Annotated in this window: 26 protein-coding genes; all 26 read right to left on the minus strand. The window is 54.3% G+C overall.

Annotation, left to right across the window (positions count from 1 at the left end; translation table 11 throughout):
* Positions 1-3: 3 nt before the first annotated feature.
* The gene (secY, locus tag ACVVH8_RS26650; protein ID WP_003228718.1) at positions 4-1332 is read right to left on the minus strand and encodes a preprotein translocase subunit SecY; all 1329 of its coding nucleotides are present in this window, start codon (positions 1330-1332) and stop codon (positions 4-6) included.
* A complete protein-coding gene (rplO, locus tag ACVVH8_RS26655) occupies positions 1333-1770 on the minus strand; it encodes a 50S ribosomal protein L15 (RefSeq protein WP_003228720.1) in 438 nt (145 codons plus the stop codon).
* Positions 1771-1773: 3 nt separating this feature from the next.
* Positions 1774-1950, minus strand: coding sequence for a 50S ribosomal protein L30 (rpmD, locus tag ACVVH8_RS26660; protein WP_003176408.1), 177 nt, complete (start codon positions 1948-1950; stop codon positions 1774-1776).
* A gap of 2 nt (positions 1951-1952) precedes the next feature.
* Positions 1953-2453, minus strand: a complete 501-nt coding sequence (gene rpsE, locus ACVVH8_RS26665) for a 30S ribosomal protein S5 (protein WP_003186035.1) — start codon at positions 2451-2453, stop codon at positions 1953-1955.
* Between the two features lie 3 nt (positions 2454-2456).
* Positions 2457-2807, minus strand: a complete 351-nt coding sequence (gene rplR / locus ACVVH8_RS26670; RefSeq protein WP_003186037.1) for a 50S ribosomal protein L18 — start codon at positions 2805-2807, stop codon at positions 2457-2459.
* A 10-nt stretch (positions 2808-2817) separates the two neighbouring features.
* Positions 2818-3351 (minus strand): 50S ribosomal protein L6, encoded by a 534-nt coding sequence (rplF, locus tag ACVVH8_RS26675; RefSeq protein ID WP_003176412.1) that lies wholly within the window; start codon positions 3349-3351, stop codon positions 2818-2820.
* 12 nt (positions 3352-3363) lie between these two features.
* Entirely contained in the window at positions 3364-3756 is a 393-nt protein-coding gene (gene rpsH, locus ACVVH8_RS26680; protein WP_007966178.1) for a 30S ribosomal protein S8, read from the minus strand.
* A gap of 209 nt (positions 3757-3965) precedes the next feature.
* Positions 3966-4271 carry a 30S ribosomal protein S14 gene (gene rpsN, locus ACVVH8_RS26685; protein WP_003228726.1) on the minus strand — a complete coding sequence of 102 codons (306 nt, stop codon included), beginning with the start codon at positions 4269-4271 and terminating at the stop codon, positions 3966-3968.
* Positions 4272-4284: 13 nt separating this feature from the next.
* Positions 4285-4824 carry a 50S ribosomal protein L5 gene (gene rplE / locus ACVVH8_RS26690; RefSeq protein ID WP_003176415.1) on the minus strand — a complete coding sequence of 180 codons (540 nt, stop codon included), beginning with the start codon at positions 4822-4824 and terminating at the stop codon, positions 4285-4287.
* Between the two features lie 20 nt (positions 4825-4844).
* Complete coding sequence (gene rplX / locus ACVVH8_RS26695; protein ID WP_008081905.1) at positions 4845-5159, minus strand: 50S ribosomal protein L24; 315 nt, start codon at positions 5157-5159, stop codon at positions 4845-4847.
* Positions 5160-5170: 11 nt separating this feature from the next.
* Positions 5171-5539: a 50S ribosomal protein L14 gene (rplN, locus tag ACVVH8_RS26700; protein WP_002555479.1), complete on the minus strand. Its 369-nt coding sequence runs from the start codon at positions 5537-5539 to the stop codon at positions 5171-5173.
* 23 nt (positions 5540-5562) lie between these two features.
* The gene (gene rpsQ, locus ACVVH8_RS26705; RefSeq protein WP_003194644.1) at positions 5563-5829 is read right to left on the minus strand and encodes a 30S ribosomal protein S17; all 267 of its coding nucleotides are present in this window, start codon (positions 5827-5829) and stop codon (positions 5563-5565) included.
* Between the two features lie 2 nt (positions 5830-5831).
* A complete protein-coding gene (rpmC, locus tag ACVVH8_RS26710; RefSeq protein ID WP_002555481.1) occupies positions 5832-6023 on the minus strand; it encodes a 50S ribosomal protein L29 in 192 nt (63 codons plus the stop codon).
* The gene (gene rplP / locus ACVVH8_RS26715) at positions 6023-6436 is read right to left on the minus strand and encodes a 50S ribosomal protein L16 (protein WP_007896757.1); all 414 of its coding nucleotides are present in this window, start codon (positions 6434-6436) and stop codon (positions 6023-6025) included. The genes rpmC and rplP overlap by 1 nt, the downstream gene beginning before the upstream one ends.
* A 12-nt stretch (positions 6437-6448) precedes the next feature.
* Complete coding sequence (gene rpsC / locus ACVVH8_RS26720) at positions 6449-7135, minus strand: 30S ribosomal protein S3 (protein ID WP_003176422.1); 687 nt, start codon at positions 7133-7135, stop codon at positions 6449-6451.
* 13 nt (positions 7136-7148) lie between these two features.
* Positions 7149-7481, minus strand: coding sequence for a 50S ribosomal protein L22 (rplV, locus tag ACVVH8_RS26725; protein WP_003103908.1), 333 nt, complete (start codon positions 7479-7481; stop codon positions 7149-7151).
* Positions 7482-7492: 11 nt separating this feature from the next.
* Positions 7493-7768, minus strand: coding sequence for a 30S ribosomal protein S19 (gene rpsS / locus ACVVH8_RS26730; protein WP_003228731.1), 276 nt, complete (start codon positions 7766-7768; stop codon positions 7493-7495).
* A 16-nt stretch (positions 7769-7784) separates the two neighbouring features.
* Complete coding sequence (gene rplB / locus ACVVH8_RS26735) at positions 7785-8609, minus strand: 50S ribosomal protein L2 (protein WP_003228734.1); 825 nt, start codon at positions 8607-8609, stop codon at positions 7785-7787.
* 14 nt (positions 8610-8623) lie between these two features.
* A complete protein-coding gene (rplW, locus tag ACVVH8_RS26740; protein WP_002555488.1) occupies positions 8624-8923 on the minus strand; it encodes a 50S ribosomal protein L23 in 300 nt (99 codons plus the stop codon).
* Positions 8920-9522, minus strand: a complete 603-nt coding sequence (gene rplD, locus ACVVH8_RS26745; RefSeq protein ID WP_103303765.1) for a 50S ribosomal protein L4 — start codon at positions 9520-9522, stop codon at positions 8920-8922. The genes rplW and rplD overlap by 4 nt, the downstream gene beginning before the upstream one ends.
* Positions 9523-9534: 12 nt before the next feature.
* Positions 9535-10170 (minus strand): 50S ribosomal protein L3, encoded by a 636-nt coding sequence (gene rplC, locus ACVVH8_RS26750; RefSeq protein WP_003228738.1) that lies wholly within the window; start codon positions 10168-10170, stop codon positions 9535-9537.
* Between the two features lie 80 nt (positions 10171-10250).
* Entirely contained in the window at positions 10251-10562 is a 312-nt protein-coding gene (gene rpsJ / locus ACVVH8_RS26755; protein WP_003186070.1) for a 30S ribosomal protein S10, read from the minus strand.
* Between the two features lie 157 nt (positions 10563-10719).
* Entirely contained in the window at positions 10720-11913 is a 1194-nt protein-coding gene (gene tuf, locus ACVVH8_RS26760; protein ID WP_103303766.1) for an elongation factor Tu, read from the minus strand.
* Between the two features lie 31 nt (positions 11914-11944).
* Entirely contained in the window at positions 11945-14050 is a 2106-nt protein-coding gene (fusA, locus tag ACVVH8_RS26765; RefSeq protein ID WP_103303767.1) for an elongation factor G, read from the minus strand.
* Between the two features lie 30 nt (positions 14051-14080).
* On the minus strand, positions 14081-14554 hold the full coding sequence (rpsG, locus tag ACVVH8_RS26770) for a 30S ribosomal protein S7 (RefSeq protein ID WP_007916467.1): 474 nt from the start codon (positions 14552-14554) through the stop codon (positions 14081-14083).
* 107 nt (positions 14555-14661) lie between these two features.
* The gene (gene rpsL / locus ACVVH8_RS26775) at positions 14662-15033 is read right to left on the minus strand and encodes a 30S ribosomal protein S12 (RefSeq protein WP_003186084.1); all 372 of its coding nucleotides are present in this window, start codon (positions 15031-15033) and stop codon (positions 14662-14664) included.
* Positions 15034-15109 lie beyond the last annotated feature (76 nt).

The following is a 15109-nucleotide window of genomic DNA, read 5'->3' on the forward strand; positions in this document are numbered from 1 at the left end:
TACTCAGCGCAACATGCCGCTGCCGTAACCCTTCAGGTTGGCTTTCTTCATCAGGGATTCGTACTGGTGCGAAACGAGGTGCGATTGTACTTGGGACATGAAGTCCATCACAACCACGACCACGATCAGCAACGAGGTCCCGCCAAGGTAGAACGGAACGTTTGCTGCAACCACCAGGAACTGGGGCAACAGGCACACGGCCGTCATGTAAAGAGCACCGAACATGGTCAAGCGAGTCAGAACGCCATCAATGTAGCGCGCAGACTGCTCACCTGGACGGATGCCCGGAATAAAGGCACCGGACTTCTTCAGGTTTTCCGCTACGTCTTTCGGATTGAACATCAACGCCGTATAGAAGAAGCAGAAGAAAATAATCCCTGCACTAAACAGCAGAATATTCAACGGCTGACCAGGAGCGATCGACTGCGAGATGTCCTGCAACCAGCCCATACCTTCAGACTGACCAAACCAGGCACCCAACGAAGCCGGGAACAGCAAAATGCTGCTCGCGAAAATAGCCGGAATAACACCGGCCATGTTCACCTTCAGCGGCAAGTGGCTTGTCTGCGCAGCAAAAACCTTGCGGCCCTGCTGACGCTTGGCGTAGTGAACAGCAATACGACGCTGACCACGCTCAATGAACACCACGAAACCGATAATCGCTACTGCCAGCAAACCGATGGCAACCAAGGCGAAGATGTTGATATCACCCTGACGCGCAGACTCGAAAGACTGCCCGATTGCTCTCGGAAGACCGGCGACGATACCCGAAAAAATCAACATCGAGATACCGTTGCCTACACCACGCTCAGTAATCTGCTCACCCAGCCACATCATGAACATCGCACCAGCCACAAATGTGGATACCGCGACGAAATGGAAGCCAAAGTCACCAGTGAACGCAACGCCCTGCCCCGCCAGACCAATGGACATACCAATAGCCTGAACGAGAGCGAGGACGACGGTGCCGTAGCGGGTGTACTGGCTAATCTTGCGACGGCCAGCTTCACCTTCCTTCTTCAACTGCTCCAGCTGCGGGCTGACGGCGGTCATCAGTTGCATGATGATCGATGCCGAAATGTACGGCATGATCCCCAGTGCAAAGATGCTCATCCGTTCCAGCGCGCCGCCGGAGAACATGTTGAACAAGCTAAGAATGGTCCCCTCATTCTGTCGAAACAGGTCTGCGAGTCGGTCCGGGTTGATACCTGGAACCGGGATGTGTGCGCCTATTCGGTAGACGATAATCGCCAGGAACAGAAAACGCAGACGAGCCCAAAGTTCAGACATACCGCCTTTGCCGAGCGCAGAGAGAGCACCTTGCTTAGCCATTTATTCCTCGAACTTGCCGCCAGCTGCTTCGATAGCCGCACGCGCACCTTTGGTGGCGCCGATTCCCTTGCCGATAGTGACAGCGCGAGTCACTTCACCGGACAGCATGATTTTCACACGCTGTACGTTGACGTTAATCACGTTGGCATCTTTCAGGGACTGCACAGTGACGATGTCGCCTTCCACTTTAGCCAGCTCGGACAGACGCACTTCTGCGCGATCCATGGCTTTCAGGGAAACGAAACCGAACTTAGGCAGGCGACGATGCAGCGGCTGTTGACCGCCTTCAAAGCCTGGAGCAATGGTGCCACCGGAGCGGGAGGTCTGACCTTTGTGACCACGGCCACCAGTCTTACCCAAACCGCTACCGATACCACGGCCCGGACGATGCTTTTCGCGACGGGAACCCGGCGCTGGACTCAGATCATTGAGTTTCATCGATTAACCCTCGACACGCAGCATGTAGTAAGCCTTGTTGATCATCCCGCGATTCTCGGGAGTATCCTGGACTTCTACAGTGTGACCGATGCGACGCAGACCCAGACCCTTAACGCACAGTTTGTGGTTAGGGATGCGGCCGGTCATGCTTTTGATCAGCGTTACTTTAACGGTAGCCATGATCAGAAGATCTCCTTGACGCTTTTGCCACGCTTGGCGGCAATGGATTCAGGAGACTGCATAGCCTTCAAACCTTTGAAAGTGGCGTGAACCACGTTTACCGGGTTAGTCGAGCCGTAGCACTTGGCCAGAACGTTCTGAACGCCAGCAACTTCGAGGACAGCACGCATAGCGCCACCAGCGATGATACCGGTACCTTCAGAAGCAGGCTGCATGTACACCTTCGAAGCGCCGTGAGCGGACTTCATTGCGTACTGCAGAGTGGTGCCGTTCAGGTCAACTTGAATCATGTTGCGGCGAGCAGCTTCCATTGCCTTCTGGATCGCAGCAGGCACTTCACGCGACTTGCCACGGCCGAAGCCAACACGCCCTTTACCATCACCAACCACGGTCAACGCGGTGAAAGTGAAGATACGGCCGCCTTTAACGGTTTTGGCTACGCGGTTAACTTGAACCAGCTTCTCGATGTAGCCTTCGTCGCGCTTTTGGTCGTTATTTGACATAACTTAGAACTCCAGCCCAGCTTCACGAGCAGCATCAGCCAGCGCTTTAACGCGGCCGTGATACTTGAAGCCAGAGCGGTCGAAAGCCACTTGCGAGACGCCAGCGGCCTTAGCACGCGTAGCGACCAGCTGGCCAACCTTTGTGGCCGCGTCGATGTTGCCAGTGGCGCCATCACGCAGTTCTTTATCCAAAGTCGAGGCGCTTGCCAGGACTTTGTTGCCGTCGGCCGAGATGACCTGGGCGTAGATGTGCTGCGACGAGCGGAACACGCAGAGACGCACGACTTCGAGTTCGTGCATTTTCAGGCGTGCTTTGCGAGCGCGACGCAGTCGAGTAACTTTTTTGTCGGTCATTTGCTATGCCCTACTTCTTCTTGGCTTCTTTACGACGGACAACTTCGTCCGCGTAGCGCACACCTTTGCCTTTGTACGGCTCTGGTGGACGGAAGTCGCGGATCTCAGCAGCCACTTGACCTACCAGTTGCTTGTCGATGCCCTTGATCAGGATATCGGTCTGGCTAGGAGTCTCAGCGGTGATGCCTTCCGGCAGTTCGTAATCCACTGGGTGCGAGAAGCCAAGGGCCAGGTTCAAAACCGTGCCTTTTGCTTGCGCTTTGTAACCAACACCGACCAGCTGGAGCTTGCGCTCGAAGCCTTGGCTTACGCCTTGGACCATGTTGTTTACCAACGCACGCGTGGTACCGGCCATTGCGCGAGTTTGTTGATCGCCATTGCGAGCAGCGAAACGCAGCTCACCAGCTTCTTCAACGATCTCAACGGACGAATGGATGTTCAGTTCAAGAGTACCCTTGGCACCCTTCACCGAAAGCTGTTGGCCTGCGAATTTTACTTCGACACCGGCTGGCAGCTTAACGGGGTTCTTAGCGACGCGAGACATGCTTATCCCCCCTTAGAACACAGTGCAAAGAACTTCGCCGCCGACACCGGCAGCGCGCGCAGCACGATCCGTCATCACACCTTTGTTGGTGGAGACGATAGACACGCCAAGACCGCCACGAACTTTCGGCAGATCTTCAACGGACTTGTACTGACGCAGGCCTGGACGACTAACGCGCTTCACTTCTTCGATAACCGGACGGCCTTCGAAGTACTTCAGCGAGATGGACAGCGACGGCTTAGCGTCGGTGGTGATCTGAAAATCCGCGATGTAACCTTCGTCCTTCAGGACTTTTGCTACAGCCACCTTCAGCGTGGAAGACGGCATGCTTACGACAGACTTTTCAGCCATCTGGGCATTACGGATTCGAGTTAGCATGTCCGCTAACGGGTCCTGCATACTCATGGGCTAGACGCTCCTAATACAGAAAAATTAGCCTTGCGGCTACTACTTGTCGCCGAGAACTTCCGGGCATGAAAAACACGGGCTCAGGCGAGCCGGTCATTCTAGACACACCCCAGAAATGAATCAAGCCCCAAAAGGGGCTTGATTCAGATTCAAGGCCACCGATGGTCAGGTTCTTGCGAACCCGACCATCAAGGCTTTGACAACGATTACCAGCTGGCTTTAACCAGACCTGGAACGTCACCACGCATTGCAGCTTCACGCAGCTTGTTACGGCCAAGGCCGAACTTGCGGTAAACGCCGTGCGGACGACCAGTCAGGCGGCAACGGTTACGCATGCGCGAAGCGCTTGCGTCACGTGGTTGCTTCTGCAGAGCTACGGTAGCTTCCCAGCGCGCTTCTGGACTTGCGTTCAGATCGACGATGATAGCTTTCAGCGCTGCACGCTTGGTGGCGTACTTGGCAACAGTGAGCTGACGCTTCAGCTCACGGTTTTTCATGCTCTTCTTGGCCATTTTCCTACTCCAATCAGTTGCGGAACGGGAATTTGAAAGCACGCAGCAGAGCGCGGCCTTCATCATCGTTCTTGGCAGTGGTGGTCAGGGTAATGTCCAGACCGCGGAGAGCATCGATCTTGTCGTAGTCGATTTCCGGGAAAATGATCTGCTCTTTCACGCCCATGCTGTAGTTACCACGACCATCGAAGGACTTGGCATTCAGGCCGCGGAAGTCGCGAACCCGAGGCAGGGAGATCGACAGCAGACGATCCAGGAACTCGTACATACGCTCACGGCGCAGGGTCACTTTGACGCCGATCGGCCATCCTTCGCGGACTTTAAAGCCAGCGATGGATTTACGAGCGTAGGTCACAACGACTTTCTGGCCGGTGATCTTTTCCAGGTCAGCAACAGCGTGCTCGATGACTTTTTTGTCACCAACAGCTTCGCCCAAACCCATGTTCAAGGTGATTTTTGTAACGCGTGGAACTTCCATCACGTTCGAAAGCTTAAGTTCTTCCTTAAGCTTCGGTGCGATTTCCTTCCAGTAAATCTCTTTTAGTCGTGCCATGGTCTTCTACCTAGCAGTGTTCAAGCATCAACCGCTTTTTGGGTCGACTTGAAGACACGAATTTTCTTGCCGTCTTCTACTTTAAAACCAACGCGGTCAGCCTTGTTGGTTTCGCCGTTGAAAATGGCGACGTTAGAAGCGTCCAGTGGAGCTTCTTTTTCGACGATACCGCCTTGTACGCCCGACATCGGGTTAGGCTTGGTATGACGCTTAACCAGGTTCAGACCGCTAATAACCAGACGGTTATTAGCAAGAACCTTAAGCACCTTACCGCGCTTACCTTTGTCTTTGCCGGCGATCACGATGATCTCGTCGTCACGACGAATCTTTTGCATGTCGGATCTCCTTACAGCACTTCTGGGGCGAGCGAGACGATCTTCATGAACTTCTCAGTACGAAGCTCACGGGTCACTGGCCCAAAGATACGGGTGCCGATCGGCTCTTGCTTGTTGTTCAGAAGAACAGCAGCGTTGCCATCAAAGCGGATAATGGAGCCATCAGCACGACGTACGCCGTGACGAGTGCGGACTACAACAGCAGTCATCACTTGGCCTTTTTTCACTTTACCGCGAGGAATTGCTTCCTTCACGGTAACTTTGATGATGTCACCGATACCAGCGTAACGACGATGGGAGCCACCCAGCACCTTGATGCACATAACGCGGCGAGCGCCGCTGTTATCGGCCACATCGAGCATGGATTGAGTCTGAATCATATAATTTCTCCGACCCCTAGCCCTTAGACTTCCACAGCGCGTTCGAGAACATCAACCAGCGCCCAAGACTTGGTCTTGGCCATCGGACGAGTTTCACGAATAGTGACTTTGTCGCCGATGTGGCACTGATTGGTTTCGTCGTGCGCGTGCAGCTTAGTCGAACGCTTAACGTATTTACCGTAGATCGGGTGCTTTACGCGACGCTCGATCAGAACGGTGATGGTTTTGTCCATCTTGTCGCTGACAACACGGCCAGTCAGCGTACGGACAGTTTTTTCGGCTTCAGCCATGATTACTTACCTGCCTGCTGGTTGAGCACAGTCTTCACGCGAGCGATGTCACGCTTAACTTGCGAGAGCAGATGAGACTGCCCCAACTGGCCAGTTGCTTTCTGCATACGCAGATTGAACTGGTCGCGCAGCAAGCCGAGCAGTTGCTCGTTCAGCTGCTGTGCGGATTTTTCACGAAGTTCATTCGCTTTCATCACATCACCGTCCGTTTAACAAAGGCGGTGGCGAGCGGCAGCTTTGCAGCAGCCAGGGCAAAAGCCTCACGCGCCAGCTCTTCAGAAACACCCTCGATTTCATACAGGACTTTGCCTGGCTGAATCTGGGCTACCCAGTATTCGACACTACCCTTACCTTTACCCATCCGAACTTCGAGGGGCTTTTTGGAAATCGGCTTGTCCGGGAATACACGGATCCAGATCTTGCCGCCACGTTTAACGTGACGGGTCAGAGCACGACGCGCTGACTCGATCTGACGAGCGGTGAGACGACCACGAGCTACAGACTTCAACGCGAACTCGCCGAAGCTGACTTTGCTACCGCGCTGAGCCAGACCACGGTTGTGGCCTGTCATCTGCTTGCGGAACTTCGTACGCTTAGGTTGCAACATTTGGCGTACCCCTTACTTAGCAGCTTTTTTACGAGGCGCTGGTGCTTGTGGTTTCAGCTCTTCTTGGCGACCACCAATTACTTCGCCTTTGAAGATCCAAACCTTTACACCGATCACACCGTAAGTGGTGTGAGCTTCGTAGTTGGCATAGTCGATGTCGGCACGCAGGGTGTGCAATGGCACACGACCTTCGCGATACCATTCAGTACGTGCGATTTCAGCACCGCCGAGACGACCGCTCACTTGGATTTTGATGCCTTTGGCACCAATGCGCATGGCGTTCTGAACTGCGCGCTTCATAGCGCGACGGAACATTACACGACGCTCCAGCTGCTGAGCTACGCTCTGCGCAACCAGCATACCGTCGAGCTCCGGCTTGCGGATCTCTTCGATATTGATGTGCACAGGCACACCCATTTGCTTGGTCAGGTCCTGACGCAGTTTCTCAACATCCTCACCTTTCTTCCCGATAACGATACCTGGACGAGCGGTGTGGATGGTGATACGTGCAGTTTGGGCCGGACGATGGATATCGATACGGCTTACGGACGCGCTTTTTAGTTTGTCTTGGAGATACTCACGCACTTTCAGATCTGCGAACAAGTAGTCCGCATAAGTCCGACCGTCTGCGTACCAGACGGAGGTGTGCTCCTTGACGATTCCCAGGCGAATGCCAATGGGATGTACTTTCTGACCCATCTCTTCGACTCCGTTACTTGTCAGCAACCTTGACAGTGATATGGCAAGACCGCTTGACGATGCGATCAGCACGGCCTTTGGCACGTGGCATGATGCGCTTCAGCGAACGCCCTTCGTTGACGAAAACAGTGCTGACCTTCAGGTCATCAACGTCTGCGCCTTCGTTATGCTCGGCGTTGGCTACGGCCGACTCCAGCACTTTCTTCATGATCTCGGCGGCTTTCTTACTGCTGAAAGCCAACAAGTTGAGCGCTTCGCCCACCTTCTTCCCGCGGATCTGGTCGGCGACCAAGCGGGCTTTCTGGGCGGAGATTCGAGCGCCCGACAACTTAGCGGCTACTTCCATTTCCTAACCCCTTAACGCTTGGCTTTCTTGTCTGCCACGTGCCCACGATAAGTGCGGGTACCGGCGAACTCGCCCAGTTTATGGCCGACCATGTCTTCGTTCACGAGAACTGGGACGTGCTGACGACCGTTATGTACGGCGATGGTCAGACCGACCATCTGTGGCAGGATCATCGAACGACGCGACCAAGTCTTAATTGGTTTGCGATCGTTCTTTTCCGCCGCCACTTCGATCTTCTTCAGTAGGTGAAGATCAATAAAAGGACCTTTTTTCAGAGAACGTGGCACTGTCGTATCCCTCTATTTACTTGCGACGACGGACGATCATTTTGTCGGTACGCTTATTACCACGAGTCTTCGCGCCCTTAGTCGGGAAGCCCCATGGCGATACCGGATGACGACCACCAGAGGTACGACCTTCACCACCACCATGTGGGTGGTCAACCGGGTTCATGGCAACACCACGAACGGTTGGGCGAACGCCACGCCAGCGTTTGGCACCAGCTTTACCCAGCGAACGCAGGCTGTGCTCGGAGTTCGAGACTTCGCCCAGGGTCGCACGGCATTCAGCCAGGACTTTACGCATTTCACCGGAACGCAGACGCAGGGTAACGTAAACGCCTTCACGAGCGATCAGCTGAGCCGAAGCACCAGCGGAACGAGCGATCTGAGCGCCTTTACCTGGCTTCAGTTCGATGCCGTGTACGGTAGAACCGACTGGAATGTTGCGCAGTTGCAAAGCGTTGCCTGGCTTGATTGGAGCCAGAGCGCCTGCGATCAGCTGGTCGCCAGCACTCACGCCTTTAGGGGCAATGATGTAGCGACGCTCGCCGTCTGCGTAGCAGAGCAGTGCGATGTGAGCAGTACGGTTTGGATCGTATTCAATACGCTCGACAGTGGCGACGATGCCATCTTTGTCGTTGCGACGGAAATCGACCATACGATAATGCTGCTTATGACCACCACCGATGTGACGAGTGGTAATACGGCCATTGTTGTTACGACCACCAGTCTTCGATTTTTTCTCGAGCAGCGGTGCGTGAGGAGCGCCTTTATGCAGCTCCTGGTTGACCACCTTGACCACAAAACGGCGGCCAGGGGAAGTCGGTTTGCATTTAACGATTGCCATGATGCACCCCTTCCTTACTCAGCACTGCTGCTGAAATCGAGATCTTGGCCTGGCTGAAGGGAGATAACTGCCTTCTTCCAGTCATTACGCTTGCCCAGACCGCGAGCAGTGCGCTTGCTCTTACCCAGAACATTCAGGGTAGTGACGCGCTCTACTTTCACGCTGAACAGGCTTTCGACGGCCTTCTTGATTTCCAGCTTGGTTGCGTCAGTTGCAACCTTGAAAACGAACTGGCCTTTCTTGTCAGCCAGAACCGTAGCCTTCTCGGAAACGTGCGGGCCAAGCAGAACTTTAAATACGCGTTCCTGGTTCATCCCAGCAGCTCCTCGAATTTCTTCACGGCCGACACGGTGATCAACACCTTGTCGTATGCGATCAGACTAACTGGATCGGAACCTTGAACGTCACGTACATCTACGTGCGGCAGGTTACGAGCAGCCAGGTACAGGTTCTGATCAACAGCGTCCGACACGATCAGAACGTCGGTCAGGCTCATGTTGGTCAGCTTGCCCAGCAGATCTTTGGTTTTCGGAGTTTCAACAGCGAAATCCTGAACCACAACCAGACGATCAGTACGCACCAGCTCAGCAAGGATGGAACGCATTGCTGCGCGATACATCTTCTTGTTCAGCTTCTGAGAGTGATCCTGTGGACGAGCTGCAAAAGTGGTACCGCCGCCACGCCAGATTGGGCTACGGATAGTACCGGCACGAGCACGGCCAGTACCTTTCTGACGCCATGGGCGCTTACCGCCACCACGAACGTCGGAACGGGTCTTTTGCTGCTTGGTACCTTGACGGCCGCCGGCCATGTAGGCCACGACTGCTTGGTGAACCAGCGTCTCGTTGAACTCGCCGCCAAATGTCAGTTCGGAAACTTCGATCGCTTGAGCGTCATTTACATTTAATTGCATGTCAGCTTCCCCTTAACCGCGAGCCTTGGCTGCTGGACGTACAACCAGGTTGCCGCCAGTAGCGCCAGGAACAGCACCCTTGACCAACAACAGATTGCGTTCAGCGTCCACGCGCACTACTTCCAGGGACTGCACGGTCACGCGCTCAGCGCCCATATGACCGGACATTTTTTTGCCCTTGAATACACGACCAGGAGTCTGGCACTGGCCGATAGAGCCTGGGACGCGGTGGGATACGGAGTTACCGTGGGTGTTATCTTGCCCGCGGAAATTCCAACGCTTGATCGTACCCTGGAAGCCTTTACCCTTGGACTGACCGGTTACATCAACCAGTTGACCAGCGGCGAAGATTTCAGCGTTGATCAGATCGCCAGCCTGGTACTCGCCTTCTTCAAGACGGAATTCCATGGTGGTGCGACCAGCGGCAACGTTCGCCTTAGCGAAGTGGCCAGCTTGAGCTGCTGTTACACGCGAAGCACGACGCTCGCCGACAGTGACTTGCACTGCACGATAGCCATCGGTCTCTTCAGTTTTGAACTGGGTGACGCGATTCGGCTCGATCTCAATGACCGTGACCGGAATGGAGACACCTTCTTCGGTGAAAATACGGGTCATACCGCATTTACGACCGACTACACCAATAGTCATGTTGTAAACCTCATGAGTGTACGGGGCTTTCACCCGCTATGGCCGCCCATTTCAGAGCGTTACACGACTAAGACCGAGTCTTAGCCGAGGCTGATCTGCACTTCCACACCGGCCGCAAGATCAAGCTTCATAAGAGCATCAACGGTTTTATCCGTTGGCTGGACGATGTCCAGAACGCGCTTATGAGTGCGGATTTCGTACTGGTCACGCGCGTCTTTGTTGACGTGCGGGGAAACCAGAACGGTGAACCGCTCTTTACGGGTAGGCAGTGGAATTGGACCACGCACTTGAGCACCAGTACGTTTCGCGGTTTCCACGATTTCCTGGGTTGATTGGTCGATCAGGCGATGGTCAAAAGCCTTCAACCTGATACGGATTTGCTGATTTTGCATTGGATTTCAGACTCCGGCTGCTATTCCCACCGGGCGCAATACGCCCGTTAAAAGGAGGCGCAATTCTATAGACGCCCCAGATAGGTGTCAACCCAATAAAAAAGCCCCCGCTGAGCGGGGGCTTTTTCAATCCATCAAGCTAACTCTATAAAAGAGATTACTCGATGATTTTGGCTACGACGCCAGCGCCGACGGTACGACCGCCTTCACGGATAGCGAAACGCAGACCGTCTTCCATCGCGATGGTTTTGATCAGGGTAACAGTCATCTGAATGTTGTCACCTGGCATTACCATTTCAACGCCTTCTGGCAGCTCGCAGTTACCAGTCACGTCAGTAGTACGGAAGTAGAACTGTGGACGGTAGCCTTTGAAGAACGGAGTGTGACGACCGCCTTCTTCCTTGCTCAGAACATAAACTTCTGCAGTGAACTTGGTGTGCGGCTTAACCGAACCCGGCTTAACCAGAACCTGACCACGCTCAACGTCGTCACGCTTGGTACCACGCAGCAGAACGCCGCAGTTCTCGCCAGCACGACCTTCGTCGAGCAGTTTGCGGAACATTTCAACGCCGGTGCAAGTGGTAACAGTAGTGTCACGCAGACCAACGATTTCCAGCGGATCCTGAACGCGAACGATACCGCGCTCGATACGACCAGTCACAACAGTACCGCGACCCGAGATCGAGAATACGTCTTCGATTGGCATCAGGAATGGCTTGTCGATCATACGAACTGGTTCTGGGATGTAGGTATCCAGAGTTTCAACCAGTTTACGAACGGCAGTGGTGCCCATTTCGTTGTCGTCTTTGCCTTCCAGAGCCATACGAGCCGAACCGATGATGATCGGAGTGTCGTCGCCTGGGAAGTCATAGGTGGACAGCAGGTCGCGAACTTCCATCTCAACCAGTTCCAGCAGCTCAGCGTCGTCTACCAGGTCAGCCTTGTTCAGGAAAACCACGATGTACGGAACGCCTACCTGACGGGACAGCAGGATGTGCTCACGGGTTTGTGGCATCGGACCATCAGCGGCCGAGCAAACCAGGATCGCGCCGTCCATCTGGGCAGCACCGGTGATCATGTTCTTCACGTAGTCAGCGTGACCTGGGCAGTCAACGTGAGCGTAGTGACGAATAGTCGAGTTGTACTCAACGTGAGCGGTGTTGATGGTGATACCGCGAGCTTTTTCTTCTGGAGCGCTGTCGATCTTGTCGAATTCAACTACGGCCGAACCGAAAACTTCGGAGCAGACGCGAGTCAGAGCAGCGGTCAGAGTGGTTTTACCGTGGTCAACGTGACCGATAGTGCCAACGTTGACGTGCGGTAGGGAACGATCAAATTTTTCTTTAGCCACGACAATTAACTCCTAGCCTAAAGGGGCTGAATCAGCCTTGTTTTTTGGTTACGGATTCGACGATGTGCGACGGAGCCGTATCGTATTTTTTGAATTCCATAGAGTAGCTTGCGCGACCCTGAGACATGGAACGAACGTCGGTCGCATAACCGAACATTTCACCCAGTGGAACTTCGGCACGGATAACCTTGCCGGACACTGTGTCTTCCATACCCTGGATCATGCCGCGACGACGGTTAAGGTCGCCCATTACATCACCCATATAGTCTTCAGGCGTAACAACCTCTACTGCCATGATCGGCTCGAGCAACTCACCACCACCCTTCTGGGCCAGTTGCTTGGTCGCCATGGAAGCAGCCACCTTAAACGCCATCTCGTTGGAGTCGACGTCGTGGTAAGAACCATCGAACACGGTAGCCTTCAGGCCGATCAGCGGATAGCCGGCAACAACGCCGTTCTTCATCTGCTCTTCGATACCCTTCTGGATAGCCGGGATGTATTCCTTAGGAACCACACCACCTACAACTTCGTTCACGAATTGCAGACCTTCCTGACCTTCGTCAGCAGGAGCAAAACGGATCCAGCAGTGACCAAACTGGCCGCGACCACCGGATTGACGAACGAACTTGCCTTCGATTTCACAGTTCTTCGTGATGCGCTCACGATACGAAACCTGAGGCTTGCCGATGTTGGCTTCGACGTTGAACTCACGGCGCATCCGGTCAACCAGGATGTCCAGGTGCAGCTCGCCCATGCCGGAGATGATCGTCTGACCAGTCTCTTCATCAGTTTTAACGCGGAAAGACGGGTCTTCCTGAGCAAGCTTGCCCAGAGCGATACCCATTTTTTCCTGGTCATCCTTGGTCTTAGGCTCTACGGCAACCGAAATAACCGGCTCCGGGAAGTCCATACGAACGAGGATGATTGGTTTGTCAGCGTTGCAGAGGGTTTCACCAGTGGTGACGTCCTTCATGCCGATCAGGGCCGCGATGTCACCAGCGCGTACTTCCTTGATCTCTTCACGGGCGTTTGCGTGCATTTGCACCATACGACCCACGCGCTCTTTCTTGCCTTTAACCGAGTTGATCACGCCGTCGCCGGAGTTCAACACGCCCGAGTAAACGCGGACGAAGGTCAAAGTACCCACGAATGGGTCGGTAGCGATCTTGAACGCCAGAGCCGCGAAAGGCTCGTTGTCGTCTGCATGACGCTCCATCTCTTCTTCCTCGTTATCAGGGTTAGTACCCTTGATAGCTGGAATGTCAGTTGGTGCAGGCAGGTAGTCGATAACGGCGTCGAGAACCAGGGGAACACCCTTGTTCTTGAAGGAAGAACCGCAAACGGCCAGAACGATTTCACCGGCGATAGTACGCTGACGCAGAGCAGCTTTGATCTCTTCGATCGACAGCTCTTCGCCTTCCAGGTACTTGTTCATCAGCTCTTCGTTGGCTTCAGCAGCAGCTTCAACCATGTTGTTGCGCCACTCTTCAGCCAGCTCTTGGAGCTCAGCAGGAATGTCCTTGCGAACAGGGACCATACCTTTGTCAGAGTCGTTCCAGTAGACAGCTTGCATATTGATCAGATCGATCTGACCCTGGAAGTTGTCTTCGGAACCGATGGCCAACTGAATCGGCACCGGAGTGTGACCCAGACGCTGCTTGATCTGACCGATCACGCGCAGGAAGTTGGCGCCAGCACGGTCCATCTTGTTTACGTAAACAAGACGTGGAACGCCGTACTTGTTGGCTTGACGCCATACGGTTTCCGACTGAGGCTCAACACCCGAAGTACCGCAGAACACAACGACAGCGCCGTCGAGTACACGCAGGGAACGCTCAACTTCAATAGTGAAGTCTACGTGGCCCGGGGTATCGATTACGTTGAAACGGTGCTCGTGCGAGTACTGCTTCTCGGAACCTTTCCAGAAGGCGGTGATAGCAGCAGAAGTAATGGTAATACCACGCTCCTGCTCCTGCACCATCCAGTCTGTGGTCGCGGCGCCATCATGCACCTCGCCCATTTTGTGACTTTTGCCGGTGTAAAAAAGGACGCGCTCGGTGGTGGTGGTTTTACCAGCATCCACGTGAGCGACGATACCGATGTTACGGTAGCGGCTAATCGGAGTAGTACGAGCCATAAAGCCCTCGCAAAATTAGTGAAGCTAAAATTAGAAGCGGTAGTGCGAGAAAGCTTTGTTGGCTTCAGCCATACGGTGCACGTCTTCACGCTTCTTAACAGCAGCACCTTTACCTTCAGCAGCATCCAGCAGTTCGCCAGCCAAACGCAGAGCCATAGACTTCTCGCCACGCTTACGGGCGAAGTCTACCAACCAGCGCATTGCCAGAGCGTTACGACGGGAAGGACGAACCTCGACCGGAACCTGGTAAGTAGCACCACCAACGCGGCGCGACTTCACTTCGACCAGCGGAGCGATGGCGTCGAGTGCTTTTTCGAAGAGTTCCAGGGGATCGGTGCCAGCCTTACGGGTCGCAACGGTTTCCAGGGCACCATAAACGATACGCTCGGCAACGGCTTTCTTGCCGCTTTCCATAACGTGGTTCATGAATTTGGCGAGGATCTGGCTTCCGTATTTCGGATCGTCCAGAATCTCACGCTTTGCTGCTACGCGACGTCTTGGCATGATAAGCCCTCAAGCGGTCTTCAGGTTAGCTCGGGACAGATCCGATGGATGCGTGCCCGACCTTACTCTTATCGACTCAATAAAATGAAAATCTGCAAAACGGCCGATTACTTCGGACGCTTGGTACCGTACTTCGAACGACCCTGATTACGACCTTTAACGCCGGAAGTATCCAAGGAGCCGCGAACGGTGTGGTAACGAACACCTGGCAAGTCTTTTACACGACCGCCGCGGATCAGTACCACGCTGTGCTCTTGCAGGTTGTGACCTTCACCACCGATGTACGAGGAAACCTCGAAACCGTTGGTCAGGCGCACACGGCATACTTTACGCAGTGCCGAGTTAGGTTTTTTCGGCGTAGTGGTGTACACACGGGTGCACACGCCACGACGTTGCGGGCAGTTCTGCAGCGCAGGTACGTCGGATTTCTCGACGATACGCTTACGCGGCTGACGTACCAGCTGGTTGATAGTTGCCATCTACTAGCTCCACTGTTGTCTTGCGACGCTATTGTCTTGCAAGAAAAGCAAAATGGCAGGAACGAATTCCCGCCAA

Source organism: Pseudomonas trutticola BRTCR10 (assembly GCF_056155105.1).